This window comes from Citrobacter sp. CtB7.12 (genome assembly GCF_001297795.1).
Lineage (GTDB): Bacteria > Pseudomonadota > Gammaproteobacteria > Enterobacterales > Enterobacteriaceae > Citrobacter_A > Citrobacter_A amalonaticus.
The window spans coordinates 253,419-272,259 of the sequence record NZ_LIFT01000001.1 but is presented as its reverse complement, the minus strand read 5'-3'; the positions used below and the strand labels follow the sequence as shown (position 1 = coordinate 272,259).

Here is an 18,841-nt window from a genome sequence, read left to right as displayed (position 1 = left end):
GATTCTCCTTATTCGTTCACGACGCTTGCGTGCGGCATAGCATCAGGGACAGAGGCTGACTGGCGGACAACTACCGTAAGTACGGCTAACATCACCGCGCTAATGGCCGCCGGAACAGCGATAATGAAAAACAAGGTGTCGAAAGAGAAATTCATCGCCATCATCACGCCGCCGGAAAGCGAACCGACAATCGCTCCGCAGCGCCCCACCGCGTTGGACCAGCTCACGCCCGTCGCCCGACTCTGAGTGGGATAGAGCGTGGCGGTTAAGGCATTGAGGCCCACCTGCGATCCGCTGATACCTACCCCGGTACCGAAAATCGCCAGCGCCATCAGCCATAAACCGTTTTCGCTCAGGCCAATCATGACAATGCATACCGCTCCCAGCGCGTAGCTCGTAGCCAGCATCCGGAAGGGATTGTATTTATCCATCAGCGCGCCCAATGCCAGCGCGCCGAGCGTACCGCCAATCTGGAACGCCGCCGTCACCCAGGAAGCCTGCTGCAGGTCAATCCCACGATGGTTCAACAGCGTCGGCATCCAGCTCGACAGCAGATAGATGATTAACAGACTCATGAAGAACACCACCCATAACATCAGGGTAATGGGCAACTGGCGGCCAACAAACAGCTGACGAATGCTGCCTTTGGCTATCGCCGCCGCCTCCTGGAGGTAAAACTGGGTATTGTCGTAACGTTCGCCGGTGATCGCGCTGACCGTTCTGGCGATGGTTGCCTGCGGCAACTGGCGACGGACCTGCCAGCGTGGAGATTCCGGCAGGACCGCGAGCAGGACGAAGAACAGCATCAGCGGTAACACGCCGCCGAGGACCAGGATCCCGTGCCAGCCAATAACCGGCACCAGCTGCGCGCTGACAATTCCGCCCATCGCTGAACCGAGCGTAAAGCCACAGAACATCAGGGTGACCAGCGCACCGCGGCGGCGGGCGGGCAAGTATTCAGAGGTCATGGTGATGGTGTTGGGCATGGCACCGCCGAGGCCCAGACCGGTCAGAAAGCGCAGGATAACCAGCGTTTGCAAATCCGGCGAAAAGGCGGAGATCAGGCTCAGCGCACCAAACAATGCCACGCAGAGCTCAATCACCCGTTTGCGACCGAAACGGTCAGACAGCGGTCCGCAAAGTAAGGCGCCGGCGGTAAGTCCTAACAGACCTGCGCCAAACAGCGGAGCGAGGTCTCCGGCAGTTAACTGCCAGTGGGTACGAATATCGGGTGCAATAAAGCCAATGGCTGCGGTATCAAAACCATCAAGCATGACCACCAGAAAGCAGCAGATGATCACCCGCCACTGTGTCTTGCTGACAGGAGCAGCATCGATCAGGGCTTGTAGTTCACGTCGTTGAGTCATAGTGAATGCCTCGGTGCAGGTAGGGACAGATGTTGTTTTGTTTTTGGTATGTTACGAGTTTGTAGACTGGGCGATAAAATGTACAATGGCATTTCATGCAGAGACATAACCTGGAGGTTATCGCTGATGGCAAACTGGGCGCAAAAACTGAAGCTGCACCATCTGCAAATGCTGGTGGCGCTGGGCGAACAAGGGAATCTCACGCACGTTGCACGAATGATGAATATCACCCAGCCCGCGCTGTCGAAATGGCTGTCACAGCTCGAAGATGAGATGGGGATCACGCTCTTTGAACGTCACAGTAAAGGCCTGCGCCCATCGGAAGGCGGCAAGTTGCTGCTGCAACACGCCCAGCGCTTAATCAATGACATGGAGCGTTCACAGTATGAAATGGCACGCTTTAAAGAAGGCGGGCTGGTAGGGAGCCTGAAGATTGGCTGCTCGCCAGTGGCGACCGACTGTGTGTCGCAGGCGATCCTTAATCTGCTCGTGGAGATGCCGACGCTGCACCTTAACATTGAAGAAAAGGTCATGACGCCGCTGCTGCACGACCTGCTTGCCGGTTCCGTGGATGTCGTGGTCGGCCGCGTCGGTGGGCGAGCGCTGCAGCTTCCGCTCAATTATCAGGTGCTGTATACCGAACCCGTTTGCTTTGTCGCCCGTCCCCACCATCCATTAGCGAAGTTTGACACCCTGAGCTGGGCCGATCTAGCGCACTGGCGCTGGATCGTCTGGCCGACGGGAACGCCTATCCGCCTGAGCATTGATAACGCGCTGGTCGATAACGGAGTGATGTTGCCGGAGAACACCATCGAGTCGGCATCAATGAACGTCAGTACTAACCTGCTGCAAAGCAGCGATATGATCTCTATCCTTTCTTTACGGCTGGCACAGCGCTATGCCAGCCAGGGACAGCTGGTGATCCTCAACCTGCCGAAGATTGAACAAAAAGGCAGCGTGGGCGTGTTCTGGCGCAATAATGAGACGCCGTCCAGCGCGCTGAGTCGTTTTCTGCAACTGCTGGCACAAGTTTAGCATCACGTATTGGGGATATTGCCCAATGTTCCCGCTGTCTATGTTCAGTATGCTAAGAATTCATGATGTGATCGATAGCACGTTTTAAAGTTTAATTGTATGATGAATCCGTCGCTTCGAGGAATTTCAACATGAGCAAGACACTGAATATCATCTGGCAATACTTACGCGCTTTCGTGCTGATTTATGCCTGTCTGTATGCAGGCATTTTTATTGCGTCCCTGCTGCCTGTCGCCATTTCTGGCAGCATCATCGGGATGCTGATCCTGTTTGTGCTGCTGGCGCTGCAAATTATCCCGGCGAAATGGGTGAATCCTGGCTGCTATGTGCTGATTCGCTATATGGCGCTGTTATTTGTGCCGATTGGCGTCGGCGTGATGCAGTACTTCGATCTGCTGCGCGCGCAGTTTGGCCCGGTGGTGGTGTCGTGTGCGATCAGTACGCTGGTGGTGTTTCTGGTCGTGAGCTGGAGTTCACATCTGGTTCACGGTGAACGGAAAGTGGTGGGTCAGGAAGGATCTAAAGAATGATGTCGTCAATCTGGTGGTCTTTACCGCTGACGCTGTCGGTTTTTTTCGGTGCGCGCAAACTGGCGACACGGTTTAAATTTCCCTTACTGAATCCGCTGCTGGTGGCGATGGTGGTGATTATCCCGTTCCTCCTGCTGACCGGCATCTCCTACGACAGCTATTTTAAAGGTAGCGAAGTGCTGAATGACCTGCTGCAACCGGCGGTCGTGGCGCTGGCCTATCCACTGTATGAACAGCTGCATCAGATTCGCGCCCGCTGGAAGTCAATCATTACTATCTGTTTTGTTGGCAGCGTTGTGGCGATGGTGACCGGCACCACAGTGGCGCTGTTGATGGGCGCCACGCCTGAAATCGCCGCCTCCGTCTTACCGAAATCCGTCACTACGCCGATTGCGATGGCCGTGGGCGGCAGCATCGGCGGCATTCCGGCGGTCAGCGCCGTGTGCGTGATTTTCGTCGGTATACTCGGCGCCGTCTTTGGTCATACCCTGTTAAACGCCATGCGCATTAAAACCAAAGCCGCACGCGGACTGGCGATGGGCACCGCGTCCCACGCCCTCGGCACCGCCCGCTGTGCGGAGCTGGATTATCAGGAAGGCGCATTCAGTTCGCTGGCGCTGGTGATTTGCGGGATTATTACCTCGCTGATCGCCCCGTTCCTGTTTCCGGTTATTCTCGCGGTTGTGGGCTAAAATTTGCGATACGTCGCGCATTTTTAATTTATGTTTCATAAGTTGCATACACAATGAGAATTAGATCACACATATAGCCATAACAGGCCCGTACACTACGATCCCAATACATTGTTATGAGGCAACGCCATGCACCCACGTTTTCACACTGCGTTTAGCCAACTTGCGGACAACCTGCAATCCGCGCTGGCGCCCATTCTGGCAGATACGCATTTCCCCGCGTCGCTGACGGCTGAGCAGGTATCAATGCTTAAAAGCGCAACGGGACTGGACGAAGACGCACTGGCATTCGCGCTGCTGCCGCTGGCGGCGGCCTGCGCCTGTACGCCGTTGTCGAACTTTAACGTTGGCGCAATTGCGCGCGGCGTGAGCGGAACGTGGTATTTCGGCGCCAATATGGAATTCCTCGGCGCGACGATGCAACAAACGGTTCACGCTGAACAAAGCGCCATCAGCCACGCCTGGTTGCGCGGCGAGAAAGGTCTCGCCGCAATCACCGTTAACTACACCCCGTGCGGCCACTGCCGCCAGTTTATGAACGAACTGAACAGCGGGCTGGATCTGCGCATTCATCTGCCCGGTCGGGAACCGCATATGCTGCGCGACTATTTGCCGGATGCGTTTGGGCCGAAAGATCTCGACATCAAAACGCTACTGATGGACGAACAGGATCACGGTTTCGCCCCTCAGGGAGATGCGCTGACGCAAGCGGCCATTGCCGCCGCGAGCCGCAGTCATATGCCGTACAGCCAGTCACCGAGCGGTGTAGCGCTGGAGTGCAAAGATGGACGTATCTTTAGCGGAAGCTATGGCGAAAACGCCGCATTTAACCCGACCATCCCACCGCTACAGGGCGCGCTGATTATGTTGAATCTGAACGGCTATGGTTATGCCGATATTCAGCGTGCGGTGCTGGCGGAAAAAGCTGACGCGCCGCTGATCCAGTGGGATGCCACCGCCGCCACGCTGAAATCGCTGGGCTGCAGCAACATCGATCGCGTACTTTTGGGCTAATTGTCTGATGGCGTCCGCGCACAGGCCAGATAAGGCGTTTTTATCGCTATCCGGTCTAACCACCTGATGGCGCAACGTTTATCAGGCCTACGCTTGTTTCACGTATTGCTGAAAATCCCCCCAATCAGACTGCTGTTTCTTGCGCTTCGCCAGCGGGTACAGTAGCCTGATTGAAATTTCATCCAGTGACAGAGTTTTCTTCATGCTAAAGCGCGCCCTCTACAGCCTGTTGGTCCTGATCGGCTTGCTGCTGTTGATCGTGCTGGGCCTTGATCGCTGGATGAGCTGGAAAACTGCCCCCTATATTTACGACGAGCTTCAGGACCTGCCCTACCGCCAGGTTGGCGTGGTGCTCGGCACGGCCAAATATTATCGTACCGGGGTGATCAACCAGTATTATCGCTACCGTATTCAGGGTGCGCTGAACGCCTATAACAGCGGCAAAGTTAACTATCTGCTGCTCAGCGGCGACAACGCCCTGCAAAGCTATAACGAACCGATGACGATGCGCAAAGACCTGATTGCCGCTGGCGTCGATCCTGCCGATATTGTGTTAGATTACGCCGGATTCCGCACGCTCGATTCGATTGTCCGCACCCGTAAAGTCTTTGACACCAATGACTTCATCATCATTACCCAGCGTTTCCACTGCGAACGCGCGCTGTTTATCGCGTTGCATATGGGGATTCAGGCACAGTGCTACGCCGTGCCGTCGCCAAAAGATATGCTGACGGTTCGGGTACGCGAGTTTGGCGCACGTTTTGGCGCGCTGGCCGATCTGTATCTGTTTAAACGTGAACCCCGTTTCCTCGGCCCGTTAGTGCCAATTCCCTCCCTGCATCAGGTTCCCGACGATGCCCAGGGCTATCCGGCCGTAACACCGGAACAATTGCTTGAACTGCAAAAGAGACAAGGAAAATAAGCATGGAAGACAAAACGCTTTTTATCGTGATTGGCGTACTGATGATCGTCGCCTGGACCCTGCGGGAAGGTATTAAAGGGTTACGCTCTGGCGTCGTTGAGAAAACGGTCAAAGGTTCGCAAACGCCGCGCTTAATTCAGCGCGCAGAGGAACCTGGCGCTTACTGGAGCTATATTGGCGTCTACTTTGGCCTTTCGGTCGGCGCGCTGCTTGTCGGCATCTGGTTAGTTTTTATCAAATAAAAAAACCGGCGCAGAGCACGTTTGCACCGGTTTGATTCTGCCCTGAAGGGATTACTTCTTACGCGCGTATTTCAGTGAATCCAGTGCGACCGCAAAGATAATGATGCCGCCCTTGATGATGTACTGCCAGTACGGGTTAACGCCGATGTAGGTCAGACCGTAGTTGATGACGGTAAAGATGATCACACCGGTCACCACGCCGAACACCGTTCCCACCCCACCGCTAAACGACACGCCGCCGACCACGCACGCCGCGATCGCATCCAGTTCGTACATAAAGCCCAGGTTGTTGGTTGCCGAGCCGATACGCCCCGCTTCCAGCAGACCGCCGAAGGCATAGAACACACCGGACAGCGCATAGATCATCAGCAGGTTCAGCGCCACGTTCACGCCTGATACCTTAGCCGCTTCCGGGTTACCGCCGATGGCGAAAATGTTTTTACCGAAGCGGGTTTTATTCCACAGCACCCAGACAAACGCCACGGCGATTAGCGCATAGAACGTGATATACGACAGCCGGAAGCTGCCCAGTGCGATAAAGCCCTGCGCAAAGGTCGAGAAGCCGCTATCAAAGCCCGAAATCGGTGAAGCCCCCACGAAGTCGTAATACAGGGAGTTGATCCCGTAGACGATAATCATCGTGCCGAGCGTCGTAATAAACGGTGTTACGTTCAGGTAAGCAATGATAATCCCGTTCACCAGACCGATGACCGCGCCAATAGCACAGACGATCAGGATAACCAGCGCAATCGGCATGGTCGCCATTTCGGGGAACACTTTATTGGCGTTCTCCATCGACTGTAGCAACGTTGCCGCCACCACCGCCGCCAGACCCACCTGACGACCCGCTGACAGGTCTGTCCCCTGGGTAACAATCAGACCGGCGACGCCCAGTGCAATGATAATACGCACGGAAGACTGGGTCAGAATATTACTTAAGTTAAGCAGACTTAAGAACGTGGGATCCTGGAAAATAATAATGGCCAGCAAGACTAAAAGAACGACGTAAATACCGCCCTCTTTCAGATAAGTAAGAAAACTTTTCTTATTTAACGCACTCATGAGGAGCCCCTGATCTTAAAGGTGCAAAGACGCAAGACGCAGAATTTCGTTTTGCGTTGTCGTTTTTGTATCAACAATTCCAGAAACGAGGCCGTTGCTCATGACCAGAATACGATCCGTTATCCCTAACAATTCCGGCATTTCGGAGGAGATAATAATGATCCCCTTACCTTTTTTCGCCAGTTCCGCAATTAACTGATAAATTTCAAACTTCGCACCGACGTCGATCCCACGGGTGGGTTCGTCGAGCATTAAAATTTCCGGTTGCGTCAGCAGCCAGCGACCAATAACCACTTTCTGCTGGTTACCGCCCGAAAGCGAACCAATTTGCGTCTTGTGACCTGGCGTTTTTACCCGCATAGAGTCAATAACCCATTGGGTATCACTTTTCATTCGTGAGTTATCTAACAGACCCACTTTATTTTTGTAATTCTGAATATTGGAAATTAAGGAGTTAAAACCAATGTCCAGATAAGCATAAATCCCGGTAGAACGACGCTCTTCGGTGACCAGCGCGAAACCGTGGTTAATGGCTTCATTCGCACTGTGGTTATTAATCTTTTTGCCGTGCAGCGTAATGGTGCCCGATGATTTCTCACGGATACCAAACAGCGTTTCAACGATGTCAGTACGCTTAGCGCCGACCAGTCCTGCGATACCGAGGATCTCGCCTTTATGCAAATCAAAGGAAACATCCCGAATAGACGGCTGACGCAGCGAGGTCAGGTTGCGCACTTCAAGAATCACTTCCCCCGGATTGTTGGATTTATCCGGGAATCGCTGGTTCAAGGAACGGCCGACCATCATGGCGATGATCTTGTCCATATCCAGCCCTTCCAGCGGTTGCGTCGCAATCCACTGTCCGTCGCGCAACACGGTAATTTCATCACACAACTGGAAAATTTCTTCCATTTTGTGGGAGATGTAGACAATACCGCAACCGCGTTCTTTCAGCTTGCGAATAATGGTGAACAGATGGTTGACCTCTTTTTCGGTTAACGAAGAGGTCGGTTCATCCATAATCACAATTTTGGCGTTATACGAAAACGCTTTGGCAATTTCAATCATCTGCATTTGCGAGACGGACAATGTTCCGACGCGCGCACGCGGATCGATATCAATATCCAGCTCGTCAAAAATCGCTTTGGTATCGCGGTACATTTTATCCTGATCGACAAACATGCCTTTGGTGGGATAACGCCCCAGCCACATGTTGTCCATAACAGAACGTTGTAATACCAGGTTTAATTCCTGGTGTACCATTGAAATACCATTCTCCAGCGCTTCTTTGGCTGAATGAAAATCGATTTCTTTACCCTGAAATAATATGCTGCCAGAATCTTTTTGATAGATCCCAAAAAGACATTTTAATAGTGTCGACTTTCCTGCGCCATTCTCTCCCATTAATGCATGAATCGAATGTGGGCGGACTTTTAAATTAACATTATCAAGTGCCTTAACGCCGGGAAAAGACTTGTTGATGCCGCTCATTTCCAACAAGAATTCGCCTGACGGCTGAGTAGTTGTGCTGACCATAATTATACCTTGTTGGCCTCGCAGAGTGCGGGATGAAAGGGCGCGATAACATCGCGCCCCACAAACTTACTTCTTAGTGAACTCGGCCAGGTTATCTTTATCAACGCCTACGTAAGGAACGCGGACGATTTTATTTTCGATTTTCCACTCAGTGCCGTCAGCCGCCCCCTTGCCATCGGCAAGGTTTTTCGCCAGGTCAAAGGTCGCTTTTGCCTGGTTGTTCGCATCGTTCAGCACAGTACCGGCCAGTGCGCCGGATTTCACCAGTGCCAGCGCTTCTGGCAGCGCATCGACGCCAAATACCGGTACGCTGGTTTTGTTGTGTGCTTTCAGCGCTTCAACGGCACCCATTGCCATCGCATCGTTGTTGGCGATAACCACTTCAATTTTGTTGGCGTTCGGACCGGAAAGCCACGCATCCATTTTGTCCTTCGCCATTGCGGTGTCCCACATGGCGGTATCTAACTGCAGCTGTTCGGTTTTGATGCCTTTGTCGTTCAGCTCTTTGATAACGTAAGTGGTACGCGCTTCAGCATCCGGATGACCCGGCTCGCCTTTCAGCAGCACGAACTGAATCTGACCGTCTTTGTTCAGATCCCAGCCCTGGTTTGCCGCCCAGTGTTTGGCAATCAGATCGCCCTGGATAATACCGGATTCTTTGGAGTCAGTACCGACGTAGTAAGCCTTGTCATAGCTGTCCAGCGCTTTACGGGAAGGTTCTTTGTTGAAGAAGACCACAGGCACATTCTGACCGCGCGCTTTTTCGATAACGGTGCCCGCAGCCGCCGGGTCAACCAGGTTGATGGCCAGCGCTTTCACGCCTTTTGCCAGCAGCACGTCGATCTGATCGTTTTGTTTGGACTGGTCGTTCTGCGAGTCGTTCATCAGCAGTTGCACATCTGGCGCCGTTTTCGCATCTGCTTCGATAGCCTTACGCACCACGGACATAAAGTTATCGTCATATTTGTAGATTGTCACACCGATGCGAGTATCCGCAGCATGTGCAGCCGCGCCGAATAACATGCTTGCCATAACGGCAGAAAGGGTCAACACCTTCTTATTCATGGTAACTCCGGTTTTATTATGCAGGGTAGTACGTAAGATAAATGCCCGGCGGGACAAAACGTTAATGAAGTGTTATGTAAACGCCGAAGCTCATTTTAAAAAAATCTCTCTTCCTTGCCCGGTAACGCTCCAGAAATAGGCTTTAATTTCGCTTAAAGCGCTTTTACCTCGATAAAAGTGATTACTCACAGTTACATCGTAGTTACAGTGCGACAAGCGGTGCCATCATAGCTATCACAATGTTAAGATACTGTGAATTTACTCACATATTGAAAGCGGTTACATCTGGCGAAATCATAAGTTAGTGATCGCCGCCGCATTCTGTCGTACAGCAACCGAATGACGCCGCACGAGGGTCGGCATAAAGCAGTGGGTCGCGGATAAATCCAGCGTTCCCGCAGCGCCCTGTAATGCGAGTTCTGTCGCCAGTTTTGCCATAGAAGCAATGGGATAGCGCACCGTTGTCAACTGGGGATCGGTGTAACGGGCGATGGGAATATCGTCGAAACCAATGATTGAAAGGTGTAAGGGAATGGAAATGCCGTTGTCCTTTAGCGCCGTCAGCGCGCCCGCGGCCATATTGTCGTTATAGGCAAACACGGCGCTTAGCTGCAGGTTGCGCCCCAGCAGCTCAACCATTGCCGCCTCACCGCCCTGCATATCCGGCGATCCGATGCCAATCCAGCTTTCAGGCGCCACAATGCCCTGCTCCTTAAGCGCACTGCTCCACCCTTCCCGGCGCATGACGTCATCTTCAATGCGGTGGCTGGAAGCCAGATAGCCAATCCGCTGATGACCATTATTCAATAACATACGGGTCGCCATTTTCGCGCCGCTGATATTGTCCAGGCACACGCAGCGGTGGGCGTAGCCAGGGACAATGCGGTTGATCAGCACCATACCGGGGATCTGATCCATAAACTCGCCCAGTTCCCGATCGCTTAACGCTTTTGAGTGAACGATCAGCGCGTTACAGCGCTGGCGGATCAACACCTCAATGGCATGACGCTCTTTTTCGGCTTCATGATAGCTGTTGCCGATCAGCACATATTTTTGATGCTGTTGAGCGACCAAATCCACCGCTTTCACCAGCGCGCCAAAAAACGCATCGGACACGTCCATCACCACCACGCCGATGGTTTCACTGACCTGCGTGGCCAGCGCCTGGGCATTGGCGTTTGGCCGATAGCCCAGCAGCGTCACCGCCTTCATTACCGCCTCGCGCGTATCAGGACTGACCAGCGCGCTGTTATTTAACACGCGGGAAACCGTCGCTACCGATACGCCTGCCTGACGCGCCACATCACGAATGGTGATCATATTCACTACCCTGTCTGGAATTGCAGCCACTCGCTGCATAACTGGCGGCTATTTTGTCAGCGGAGGGAAAAGGACTACGTGAGTGCGGTCACAGCGATGAAAGCGCTTACATCCATTTTGTTAATGATTGTGATCCAGATCGTTATCTGGATGTATGGGACAATGACGTCCCTGACGCTCGCAGGGTTAATTGCCGCCAGAGCCACTCCATCGGGCCCTGAGGCAGGAACCGTAACCAGATCACGGAGAAAAGCAGGTTTGCCAGCCACACCGGGATGACAAACAGCAGCAGTTCCAGTCGGTCAAATTTCATAAATAAGCCGAATTGATAAAACAGCGTGGTGCAAATCACGGTTTGCAGCAGATAATTTGTCAGCGCCATTCGCCCGACACATGCAATCGCATGAGCGATTTTGCTGCGGCTTAACTGCGGCCAGTAACCAAACATCAGCGCGGTATAGCCGAGCGTCTGAAATGGTGCGCTAAGCTCACGCGGAGCCTGTAACAAGAACGCGCACCAGCGATAGCTCCACTCCAGTTGCCACTGTACGACCACGGCAGGCAGGTTAATAAGTAGACCCACGGCGATCAGTAAAAAACCGCTGCGTCGGTAATGCGAAAGACGAAACTGCCCTTTCAGCCAGCCACTGCGCATCAGTGCCGCCCCGAGCAACATCATACCCGCCAGTTGCCAGCCGTACTGCGCGCCCAACGCCAGCAGGCTATTCGATAAGGCATCGACCCGATTACTGATGGCTTCCACGCCGCCATTCACCTTCCAGTATTGTTCATACAGCAACGCAGACGCATCCGGCGTCCAGGCGCGGTTTGTTTCACTGCCGGAGATCGCGCCAAGCAGCAGCAGAACGGCAATGCCGACCAGATAGAGCATCACGCCGGTGTTAAACAGGCTTTTCACCGATGGTGCATCGCGCACCAGTCGCCAGCAGATCAGCCCCACCAGCCCATAGGCCAGCAGAATATCGCCGTCCCAAAACAGCAAGGCATGAATAAAACCAAGGAGCACCAGTAGAGTCAGACGGGACTGGATCCAGCGCTTACCGCGCGGCAGCAGCATTTGCAGGCCCGCGCCAAACAGCAGTGCAAACAAAGTGAGAAATTTTACCTGCGCGAACAGATCCAGAATGGCCCATGTCCAGGCATCTGAAGCCGTGATATTTCCGTACCAGGCGGGATTGAGGTAAGCCGCCTTTGGCAAACCAAAGGCGCTGATATTTAACAGCAGGATGCCAAGGATGGCGACGCCACGGACAAAATCCAGCGTGACATTACGCTCCATAGCTCCTGCCTTTATCAGTTGTGATGACGGACCGCGCGCAAAAATTCCTGACGCGTATTCTGGCTCGATTTAAACAGACCGCCAAGCGAGGTGGTGGTGGTTGCACTGGTGGCATCACGAATACCGCGTGCTTTCACGCAGTAATGCACCGCATCAATCGATACGGCCACGTTATTGGTTCCCAGCAGAGTTTGCAGCGCGGTCAGGATCTGTTGCGTCAGACGCTCCTGTACCTGCGGACGTTGGGCAAAGAACTGGACGATGCGGTTGATCTTCGACAAACCAATCACCGACTCTTTCGGGATATAGGCCACGGTGGCTTTACCATCAATGGTCACAAAATGGTGTTCACACGTGCTGGTGAGAGTGATGTCGCGTACGGTGACCATCTCATCGACTTTCATTTTGTTTTCAATGACGGTGATTTTCGGGAAATTGGCGTAATCCAGGCCTGAGAAAATCTCATCGACATACATTTTGGCGATGCGATGCGGGGTTTCCATCAGGCTGTCATCGCTCAGGTCGAGGTTCAGCAACTGCATGATCTCGGTCATATGGCCTGAGATAAGACGTTTGCGCGTTTCGTTATCCATCTCATGCACGGGCGGGCGCAGCGGCGTTTCCAGCCCTCGCGCTACCAGCGCTTCATGAACCAGGGCCGCTTCTTTACTGAGTGATGACATTTATTCTTCTCCTGCAGGTGTGGCGCCTCTGCCCTGCGTGGGGCAAAGTTTGTAGGCTGTTGACAGCCTGATTATTGTGCGTGAGGCCGCGCACATAATCCAGTATTCACAACGATAATTATTGAAATCGCCGTTGCCTTTCAAACCACGTTTCGTAAAAGAGGACGGGAAGGGTTACATCGACGTGTGCTCGATGATGAAGCAAGTCTGCGCGATGCGGAAGTGAAAGTTACTCACAGTGCCATGAATTATCTGTATTATGGGGAGTTTGCGAACACATTCAGGTTCAACATAACAAGGAGCCACGCATGGAAATGCTCGAAGAGCACCGCTGTTTTGAAGGCTGGCAGCAACGCTGGCGTCACGACTCCACCACGCTGAACTGTGCAATGACGTTCAGCATTTTTCTCCCTCCCCCTCGCGATACGCCCCCTCCGCCGGTTCTGTACTGGCTGTCCGGGTTAACCTGTAATGATGAAAACTTTACCACTAAGGCCGGTGCGCAGCGTATCGCGGCTGAATTAGGCATCGTTTTAGTCATGCCGGATACCAGTCCGCGCGGTGAACAGGTCGCCAACGATGAGGGGTATGATCTTGGTCAGGGGGCCGGTTTTTATCTCAATGCGACGCAGCAACCCTGGGCTGCTCATTTCCGCATGTATGATTACGTGCGGGACGAACTCCCGTCGCTGATTCAGGCGCATTTTAACGTCAGCGATCGCTGCGCGATCAGTGGACACTCCATGGGCGGTCACGGTGCGCTGATCATGGCGTTGAAAAATCCAGGCAAATACACCAGCGTTTCTGCATTCGCCCCCATCGTTAACCCGTGCCGCGTCCCGTGGGGCGAAAAAGCGTTTCTCGCCTATCTCGGCGAGGATCGCGCCGCATGGGCGCAATGGGATAGCTGTGCGTTGATGTACGCCAGCCAGCCGGAAGACGCCATCCCGACGCTGATTGACCAGGGCGACAGCGATCAGTTTCTGGCCGATCAGCTCCAACCCGCGGTTCTGGCTGAAGCCGCACGCCAGACCGCATGGCCGATGACGCTGCGTATTCAGCCTGGTTACGATCATAGCTATTACTTTATTGCCTCATTCATTGAGGATCATCTGCGCTTCCATGCCGCACATTTGATGAAATAACCGCAGGAGGGCAATGCGCCCTCCTTCTTCTTCTCCCTTTCTCCATGATTTCTTCATTTTTTCCTCACATTTACGTTCCGCTATCTTATTGACTTAAAAGGTTTTCCCTTACAAACCAAACAAACGCAAATGATTTCAATTATCATTTGTGTTTACAAATATTCATTCTTTTGTACAATTTCCCCCGCTTCTTTACCGCTAAGAGTTCTTAAAAGACAAACACATACAGTTGTCATGGCCTTTTACATGGCACGCGGTTTTTATTCGTTTAATGGAATGACAAAATGACTATACCTCACGTTAAGGCTATTGCCATCGTCGTCAGCGCGGCATGCCTCCCATCGCTCGTTCATGCTGCCGATCAGGATACCGTTGTGGTTACCGCGACGGGATTTGAGCAGAAGATCCAGAACGCCCCAGCTTCAATTTCGGTTATTTCAAAACAGCAAATTGAAGACAAAGCTTATCGTGACGTTACCGATGCACTGAAAGATGTCCCTGGCGTAGTCGTCACAGGCGGGGGCAGCAGCAGTGATATCAGCATCCGAGGGATGGCGTCGCAATACACGCTGTTCCTGGTGAACGGTAAACGCATCAGCACTCGCGGTACGCGTCCGAACAGCGATAATTCTGGGATCGAGCAGGGCTGGCTGCCGCCGCTGGAGTCCATCGAGCGTATCGAAGTCATCCGTGGCCCGATGTCCTCGCTGTACGGATCCGATGCGATGGGCGGCGTGATTAACGTGATCACCAAAAAAGTCTCTAACACCAAAGGCTGGACCGGTTCTCTGCACGGTGACGCTACTTTCCAGGAAAACAGCGACTCCGGCGATCTGTTCCAGACCAATGCCTATGCTTCTGGTCCGCTGATCGACGGCTTGCTGGGTGCGAAAGTCACCGGACTGCTGTCCCGCCGCGCGGAAGATCAGATCGTCAACGGTTACAATGAGCAGCGCCTGCGTAACGGCGGTCTGACCCTTAACTTTACACCGGATGATAAGAACGACATCGATTTTGATATCGCTCGTGAATTGCAGGATCGCAACAGTACGCCAGGTAAATCGATGGCCGAGGAAACCTGCCGGAAAGGCACCTGTAAGCCAAACACGAAAAGTGAAAACCGCTATGAGCACACCACGTATTCACTGACGCACAGCGGCTATTACGATGATTTCAACAGCACCAGCTATATCCAGCAGGAAGAGACCCACAACCCGGGTCGTGAGATGAAGTCATACAACACGATCTTCAATAACCAGAACCAGATTTTCCTCGGCGCCCATACGATGACGCTGGGCGGTCAGTACCGTTATGAAAAACTGCGCGATAACGGTAACCAACTGGAAGCGGCTGACGGTCTGAATAAACTGACCCGCTGGAGCTGGGCGCTGTTTGCAGAAGACGAATGGGCGATGACCGATAGTTTTACCCTGACCGGTGGGATCCGTATGGATAAGGACGAAAACTACGGCGACAACTGGACACCGCGCGGTTATGGCGTCTGGCATCTGAGCGATCAATGGACCTTAAAAGGTGGCGTCTCCGCAGGCTACCGCGCACCCGATCTGCGTCAATCCTCCGCAAACTGGGGTCAGGTCACCGGTGGCGGTCGTTTGAATGGCATTATTGTCGGCAACCCGGATCTGAAACCGGAAAAGAGCCTGAGCGAAGAGCTGGGACTGCTGTGGGATAACGGCGATAACCTTAATGCCGGCATCACCCTGTTCAATACTGATTTCAAAGACAAGATCACCGAAGTTCGTCGCTGCAACAGCAGCGCCGATCCGGCCTGTACGATTGGCAGCGAAAGCTATGATTTCGTCAGCGATCGCGTGAACGTCGATAAAGCCAACATGCGCGGCGTGGAATCCACATTCGGCTGGAAGATGACCCGCGACCTCAACTGGACGGCTAACTACACCTATACCGAGTCAGAACAGAAGAGCGGCCAGTTTGAAGGCAAGCCATTAAACAAAATGCCAAAGCATATGTTTAACACCACGCTGGACTGGCAGGCAACGGAGACCGTCGGCTTCTGGAGCCGTCTGAACTTCCGCGGTAAAACGTCTGAATACCTGAGCCGCACCTCAATGTCGCAGGGCACACCGTCCTATACGCAGGTTGATGTCGGTCTGCGTTACAACGCGAACAAAAACCTGCTGGTGACAGCCGGGGTGTATAACGCGCTGGATAAACAGATTGATTACGATACCTATGACACCATTCTCGATGGTCGTCGTTATACGGTAGGTCTGACGTACAACTTCTGAGTCCCTCCCAAAAAAAAGCCTCCGCAACGGAGGCTTTTTTATCGCTTTATTCATGCGGTGACGACTATTTCTTCACGCGTTCCGGGAAATGCATTTCATTGTAACGTACGAAGTGAGTCCCGCGGGTCAGCTTATAGCCGAACCAGATAATCAGGAACAGCGGGATACCAATATAGGTTGCCGCCACGCCGCCCCAGTCAATGGTGTCTTTCAGGAACGCTTCATAGTTCTGGCCTAGCGTGATGATAAGACACAGAACAAACGCGAAGATCGGCCCCAGCGGGAAGAAGCCGGAACGATACGGCAGATCCTTCACGTCATGCCCTTGCAGAACATACCCACGACGGAAACGATAGTGGCTGATGGCAATCCCCAGCCAGGCGATAAAGCCCGTCATCCCGGAAGTATTCAGCAGCCACAGGTACACCGTCTGGTTACCGAACATTGAGGTCAGGAAGCACAGACCGGCAATCACCGTCGTGGCATACAGCGCATTACGCGGAACACCGCCGCGAGACAGTTTCGCAAAAATACGCGGCGCTTTACCATCGCAGGCCAGGGTGTAAAGCATACGGGTTGAGGCGTACATCCCGGAGTTACCCGCCGACAGCACCGCCGTCAGGATCACCGCATTCATCACCGCCGCCGCAGAGAGCAGACCGGCATGCTGGAAGACCAGCGTGAACGGGCTGACGCTGATGTCTTTCACATCGTTACGCAGCAGGCTCGGATCGGTGTACGGGATGATCAGGCTGATAATCAGAATCGCGAAGACATAGAACAGCAGGATTCGCCAGAACACCTGACGCACCGCACGCGGAATGTTCTTCTCCGGATCTTCAGATTCACCGGCGGCAATACCGATCAGTTCCGTCCCCTGGAAGGAGAAACCGACAATCATCGCCACGCCAATCATCGCCGCAAAGCCACCGGCAAACGGCGCATCGCCCGTCGTCCAGTTGCTCCAGCCCACCGGCTGAGTGCCTTTGAAGATACCGACGATCATCATAACGCCAACAATGATGAAGATAATCACAGTGGCCACTTTGATCAGTGAGAACCAGTATTCCGCTTCACCAAAACCTCTGACCGAGATGTAGTTCAGCAGGAAGATGACGCCGAGGAACAGCGCACTCCAGATCCAGCCTGGGGTATCAGGGAACCACCAGCTCATCACCAGCTGTGCCGCCACAAGGTCAACAGCGATGGTCACCGCCCAGTTGTACCAGTAGTTCCAGCCCAGCGCGAAGCCGAAGCCTTCTTCAACATAGTTCTGACCGTAGGTCGCAAACGAACCGGACACCGGCATATACGCCGCCAGTTCGCCCAGACTGGTCATCAGGAAGTACACCATCAGGCCAATCAGAATATAGGAAAACAGCGCACCGCCTGGACCCGCTGCGGAAATGGTGGCACCAGATGCCACGAAAAGACCTGTACCGATAGAACCGCCAATCGCGATCATCGTCAGGTGACGCGCCTTCAGTTCGCGACGTAACGCGGGCGCTTCTGTGGTTTTAGTTTCGGAAACCATGTGAAAATGCTATCCATCCAAAAAATGAGGCGCGATTGTAGCAGACGAAACGCTCGTCTTCCGGCACAAATGCGCTGTTATAAGAGACCTTCATGACTGGCCGCGGATTATAAGTAATAGCAGAGAATGGGGAACTTACTGCCCCCAGGACTTATCACCGTCAGGCGATCGGTCCCCGGCAGGCATTATTCGCAATAACTGAGGAAGCGCTGGAGCGCATTAGAGAGGTGTTTCTGGCGATGATGGATCCGCCAGAGCGTACGCACCAGACGCGGAAGCGGCACTGCCACTTCGCTCAGCGTTCCCGCCTGGAGTTGTTCATCAATCACGCGTCGTGACAGACAGCTAATGCCCAGCCCATGACGAACGGCATGCTTGATGGCTTCGGAGTTTCCCAGCTCCATCGCCATTTCAAATTTGGGCAGGTGCGACAGCAGCAGATAATCGACAATTTCGCGCGTCCCGGAACCGCGTTCGCGCAGGATCCAGGGGGCGGCTGCGAGCTGTTCAAGCGTCACCGGTCCCTGCGCCAGCGGTGAAGATGGCGCGGCGAAGACCACCAGTTCATCTTCCAGCCACGGCTCCGAGATGATCTCCGTATTGTGACACGGCCCTTCGATAAGCCCAATGTCGACCCGAAAATCGAGCACCGCTGTAATCACATCCTGACTGTTGCCGACGCTAAGTTCCAGCGGCAGCGCGGGGAAATCTCGCCGATAACGGGCAATCACCCCCGGAAGGATATAGTTGCCGATGGTGCTGCTGGCATACACGCGTATCGCGCCGTTGTCTTCGCGGAACAACTGCTCGATCTCCACCGCCTGCTCCAGCAACGCCAGCGCCCGCGGGTAAAGCAAGCGCCCGTGCTCATTCACCACCAGCCGTTTGCCTACGCGGTCGAAAAGCTGAACGCCCAGTTGACCTTCCAGATCGGTCAGCGCCGCGCTGACTGCCGATTGCGACAGCGCCAGCATCACCGATGCCTGCGTTGTTGAGCCGCTTTTCAAAACTTCGGTGAAGACTTCGAGTTGCCGCAGGGTGATGTGCATGGTCGCTTACCACTTATAAAGATTAATTATAAATATATAATCAATTTTATTTTTAAGCCAGTTCGCCGTAACCTT

The 18,841-nt window shown here is 53.5% G+C and carries 17 protein-coding genes; 8 read left to right on the top strand and 9 right to left on the bottom strand.

The features are described from left to right. Positions 1–8 precede the first annotated feature (8 nt). Positions 9–1,367, bottom strand: a complete 1,359-nt coding sequence (locus AOY24_RS01300; protein WP_054176005.1) for an aromatic acid/H+ symport family MFS transporter — start codon at positions 1,365–1,367, stop codon at positions 9–11. 126 nt (positions 1,368–1,493) lie between these two features. Between AOY24_RS01300 and AOY24_RS01295 the strand changes: the two genes are divergently transcribed. From AOY24_RS01295 to AOY24_RS01270, 6 genes are all read left to right on the top strand, one after another. Then, the gene (locus AOY24_RS01295) at positions 1,494–2,402 is read left to right on the top strand and encodes a LysR substrate-binding domain-containing protein (RefSeq protein ID WP_042317990.1); all 909 of its coding nucleotides are present in this window, start codon (positions 1,494–1,496) and stop codon (positions 2,400–2,402) included. A gap of 131 nt (positions 2,403–2,533) precedes the next feature. Beyond that, positions 2,534–2,932, top strand: coding sequence for a CidA/LrgA family protein (locus AOY24_RS01290; RefSeq protein ID WP_043000132.1), 399 nt, complete (start codon positions 2,534–2,536; stop codon positions 2,930–2,932). Next, positions 2,929–3,624 (top strand): CidB/LrgB family autolysis modulator, encoded by a 696-nt coding sequence (locus AOY24_RS01285; protein ID WP_043000131.1) that lies wholly within the window; start codon positions 2,929–2,931, stop codon positions 3,622–3,624. The genes AOY24_RS01290 and AOY24_RS01285 overlap by 4 nt, the downstream gene beginning before the upstream one ends. Positions 3,625–3,753: 129 nt before the next feature. Next, positions 3,754–4,638, top strand: a complete 885-nt coding sequence (cdd, locus tag AOY24_RS01280; RefSeq protein ID WP_054176004.1) for a cytidine deaminase — start codon at positions 3,754–3,756, stop codon at positions 4,636–4,638. Between the two features lie 202 nt (positions 4,639–4,840). Further along, on the top strand, positions 4,841–5,560 hold the full coding sequence (gene sanA, locus AOY24_RS01275) for an outer membrane permeability protein SanA (RefSeq protein WP_043000129.1): 720 nt from the start codon (positions 4,841–4,843) through the stop codon (positions 5,558–5,560). 2 nt (positions 5,561–5,562) lie between these two features. Continuing rightward, positions 5,563–5,802 (top strand): DUF2542 family protein, encoded by a 240-nt coding sequence (locus AOY24_RS01270; protein WP_043000128.1) that lies wholly within the window; start codon positions 5,563–5,565, stop codon positions 5,800–5,802. 51 nt (positions 5,803–5,853) lie between these two features. Here the strand turns inward: AOY24_RS01270 and mglC are convergent, their stop codons facing one another. The 6 genes from mglC to folE all read right to left on the bottom strand — a co-directional run bounded on the left by mglC (position 5,854) and on the right by folE (position 12,768). Next, entirely contained in the window at positions 5,854–6,864 is a 1,011-nt protein-coding gene (gene mglC / locus AOY24_RS01265; protein ID WP_043000126.1) for a galactose/methyl galactoside ABC transporter permease MglC, read from the bottom strand. A 15-nt stretch (positions 6,865–6,879) separates the two neighbouring features. Beyond that, positions 6,880–8,400, bottom strand: coding sequence for a galactose/methyl galactoside ABC transporter ATP-binding protein MglA (gene mglA, locus AOY24_RS01260; RefSeq protein ID WP_043000125.1), 1,521 nt, complete (start codon positions 8,398–8,400; stop codon positions 6,880–6,882). A gap of 66 nt (positions 8,401–8,466) precedes the next feature. Next, positions 8,467–9,465: a galactose/glucose ABC transporter substrate-binding protein MglB gene (gene mglB, locus AOY24_RS01255; RefSeq protein WP_043000124.1), complete on the bottom strand. Its 999-nt coding sequence runs from the start codon at positions 9,463–9,465 to the stop codon at positions 8,467–8,469. A gap of 294 nt (positions 9,466–9,759) precedes the next feature. Then, positions 9,760–10,785: an HTH-type transcriptional regulator GalS gene (galS, locus tag AOY24_RS01250; RefSeq protein WP_044258641.1), complete on the bottom strand. Its 1,026-nt coding sequence runs from the start codon at positions 10,783–10,785 to the stop codon at positions 9,760–9,762. A 142-nt stretch (positions 10,786–10,927) separates the two neighbouring features. Beyond that, positions 10,928–12,085 carry a DUF418 domain-containing protein YeiB gene (gene yeiB / locus AOY24_RS01245; protein ID WP_043000122.1) on the bottom strand — a complete coding sequence of 386 codons (1,158 nt, stop codon included), beginning with the start codon at positions 12,083–12,085 and terminating at the stop codon, positions 10,928–10,930. 14 nt (positions 12,086–12,099) lie between these two features. After that, entirely contained in the window at positions 12,100–12,768 is a 669-nt protein-coding gene (gene folE / locus AOY24_RS01240) for a GTP cyclohydrolase I FolE (RefSeq protein ID WP_043000121.1), read from the bottom strand. 308 nt (positions 12,769–13,076) lie between these two features. Between folE and fghA the strand changes: the two genes are divergently transcribed. Beyond that, complete coding sequence (gene fghA, locus AOY24_RS01235; RefSeq protein ID WP_054176003.1) at positions 13,077–13,913, top strand: S-formylglutathione hydrolase; 837 nt, start codon at positions 13,077–13,079, stop codon at positions 13,911–13,913. Positions 13,914–14,197: 284 nt separating this feature from the next. Beyond that, the gene (locus AOY24_RS01230) at positions 14,198–16,183 is read left to right on the top strand and encodes a ligand-gated channel protein (protein ID WP_044258635.1); all 1,986 of its coding nucleotides are present in this window, start codon (positions 14,198–14,200) and stop codon (positions 16,181–16,183) included. 64 nt (positions 16,184–16,247) lie between these two features. Here AOY24_RS01230 and lysP read toward each other — a convergent pair whose 3' ends face one another. Next, the gene (lysP, locus tag AOY24_RS01225; RefSeq protein ID WP_044258633.1) at positions 16,248–17,717 is read right to left on the bottom strand and encodes a lysine-specific permease; all 1,470 of its coding nucleotides are present in this window, start codon (positions 17,715–17,717) and stop codon (positions 16,248–16,250) included. Positions 17,718–17,902: 185 nt separating this feature from the next. Continuing rightward, positions 17,903–18,766 (bottom strand): DNA-binding transcriptional regulator YeiE, encoded by an 864-nt coding sequence (yieE, locus tag AOY24_RS01220; RefSeq protein ID WP_054176002.1) that lies wholly within the window; start codon positions 18,764–18,766, stop codon positions 17,903–17,905. Positions 18,767–18,841 lie beyond the last annotated feature (75 nt).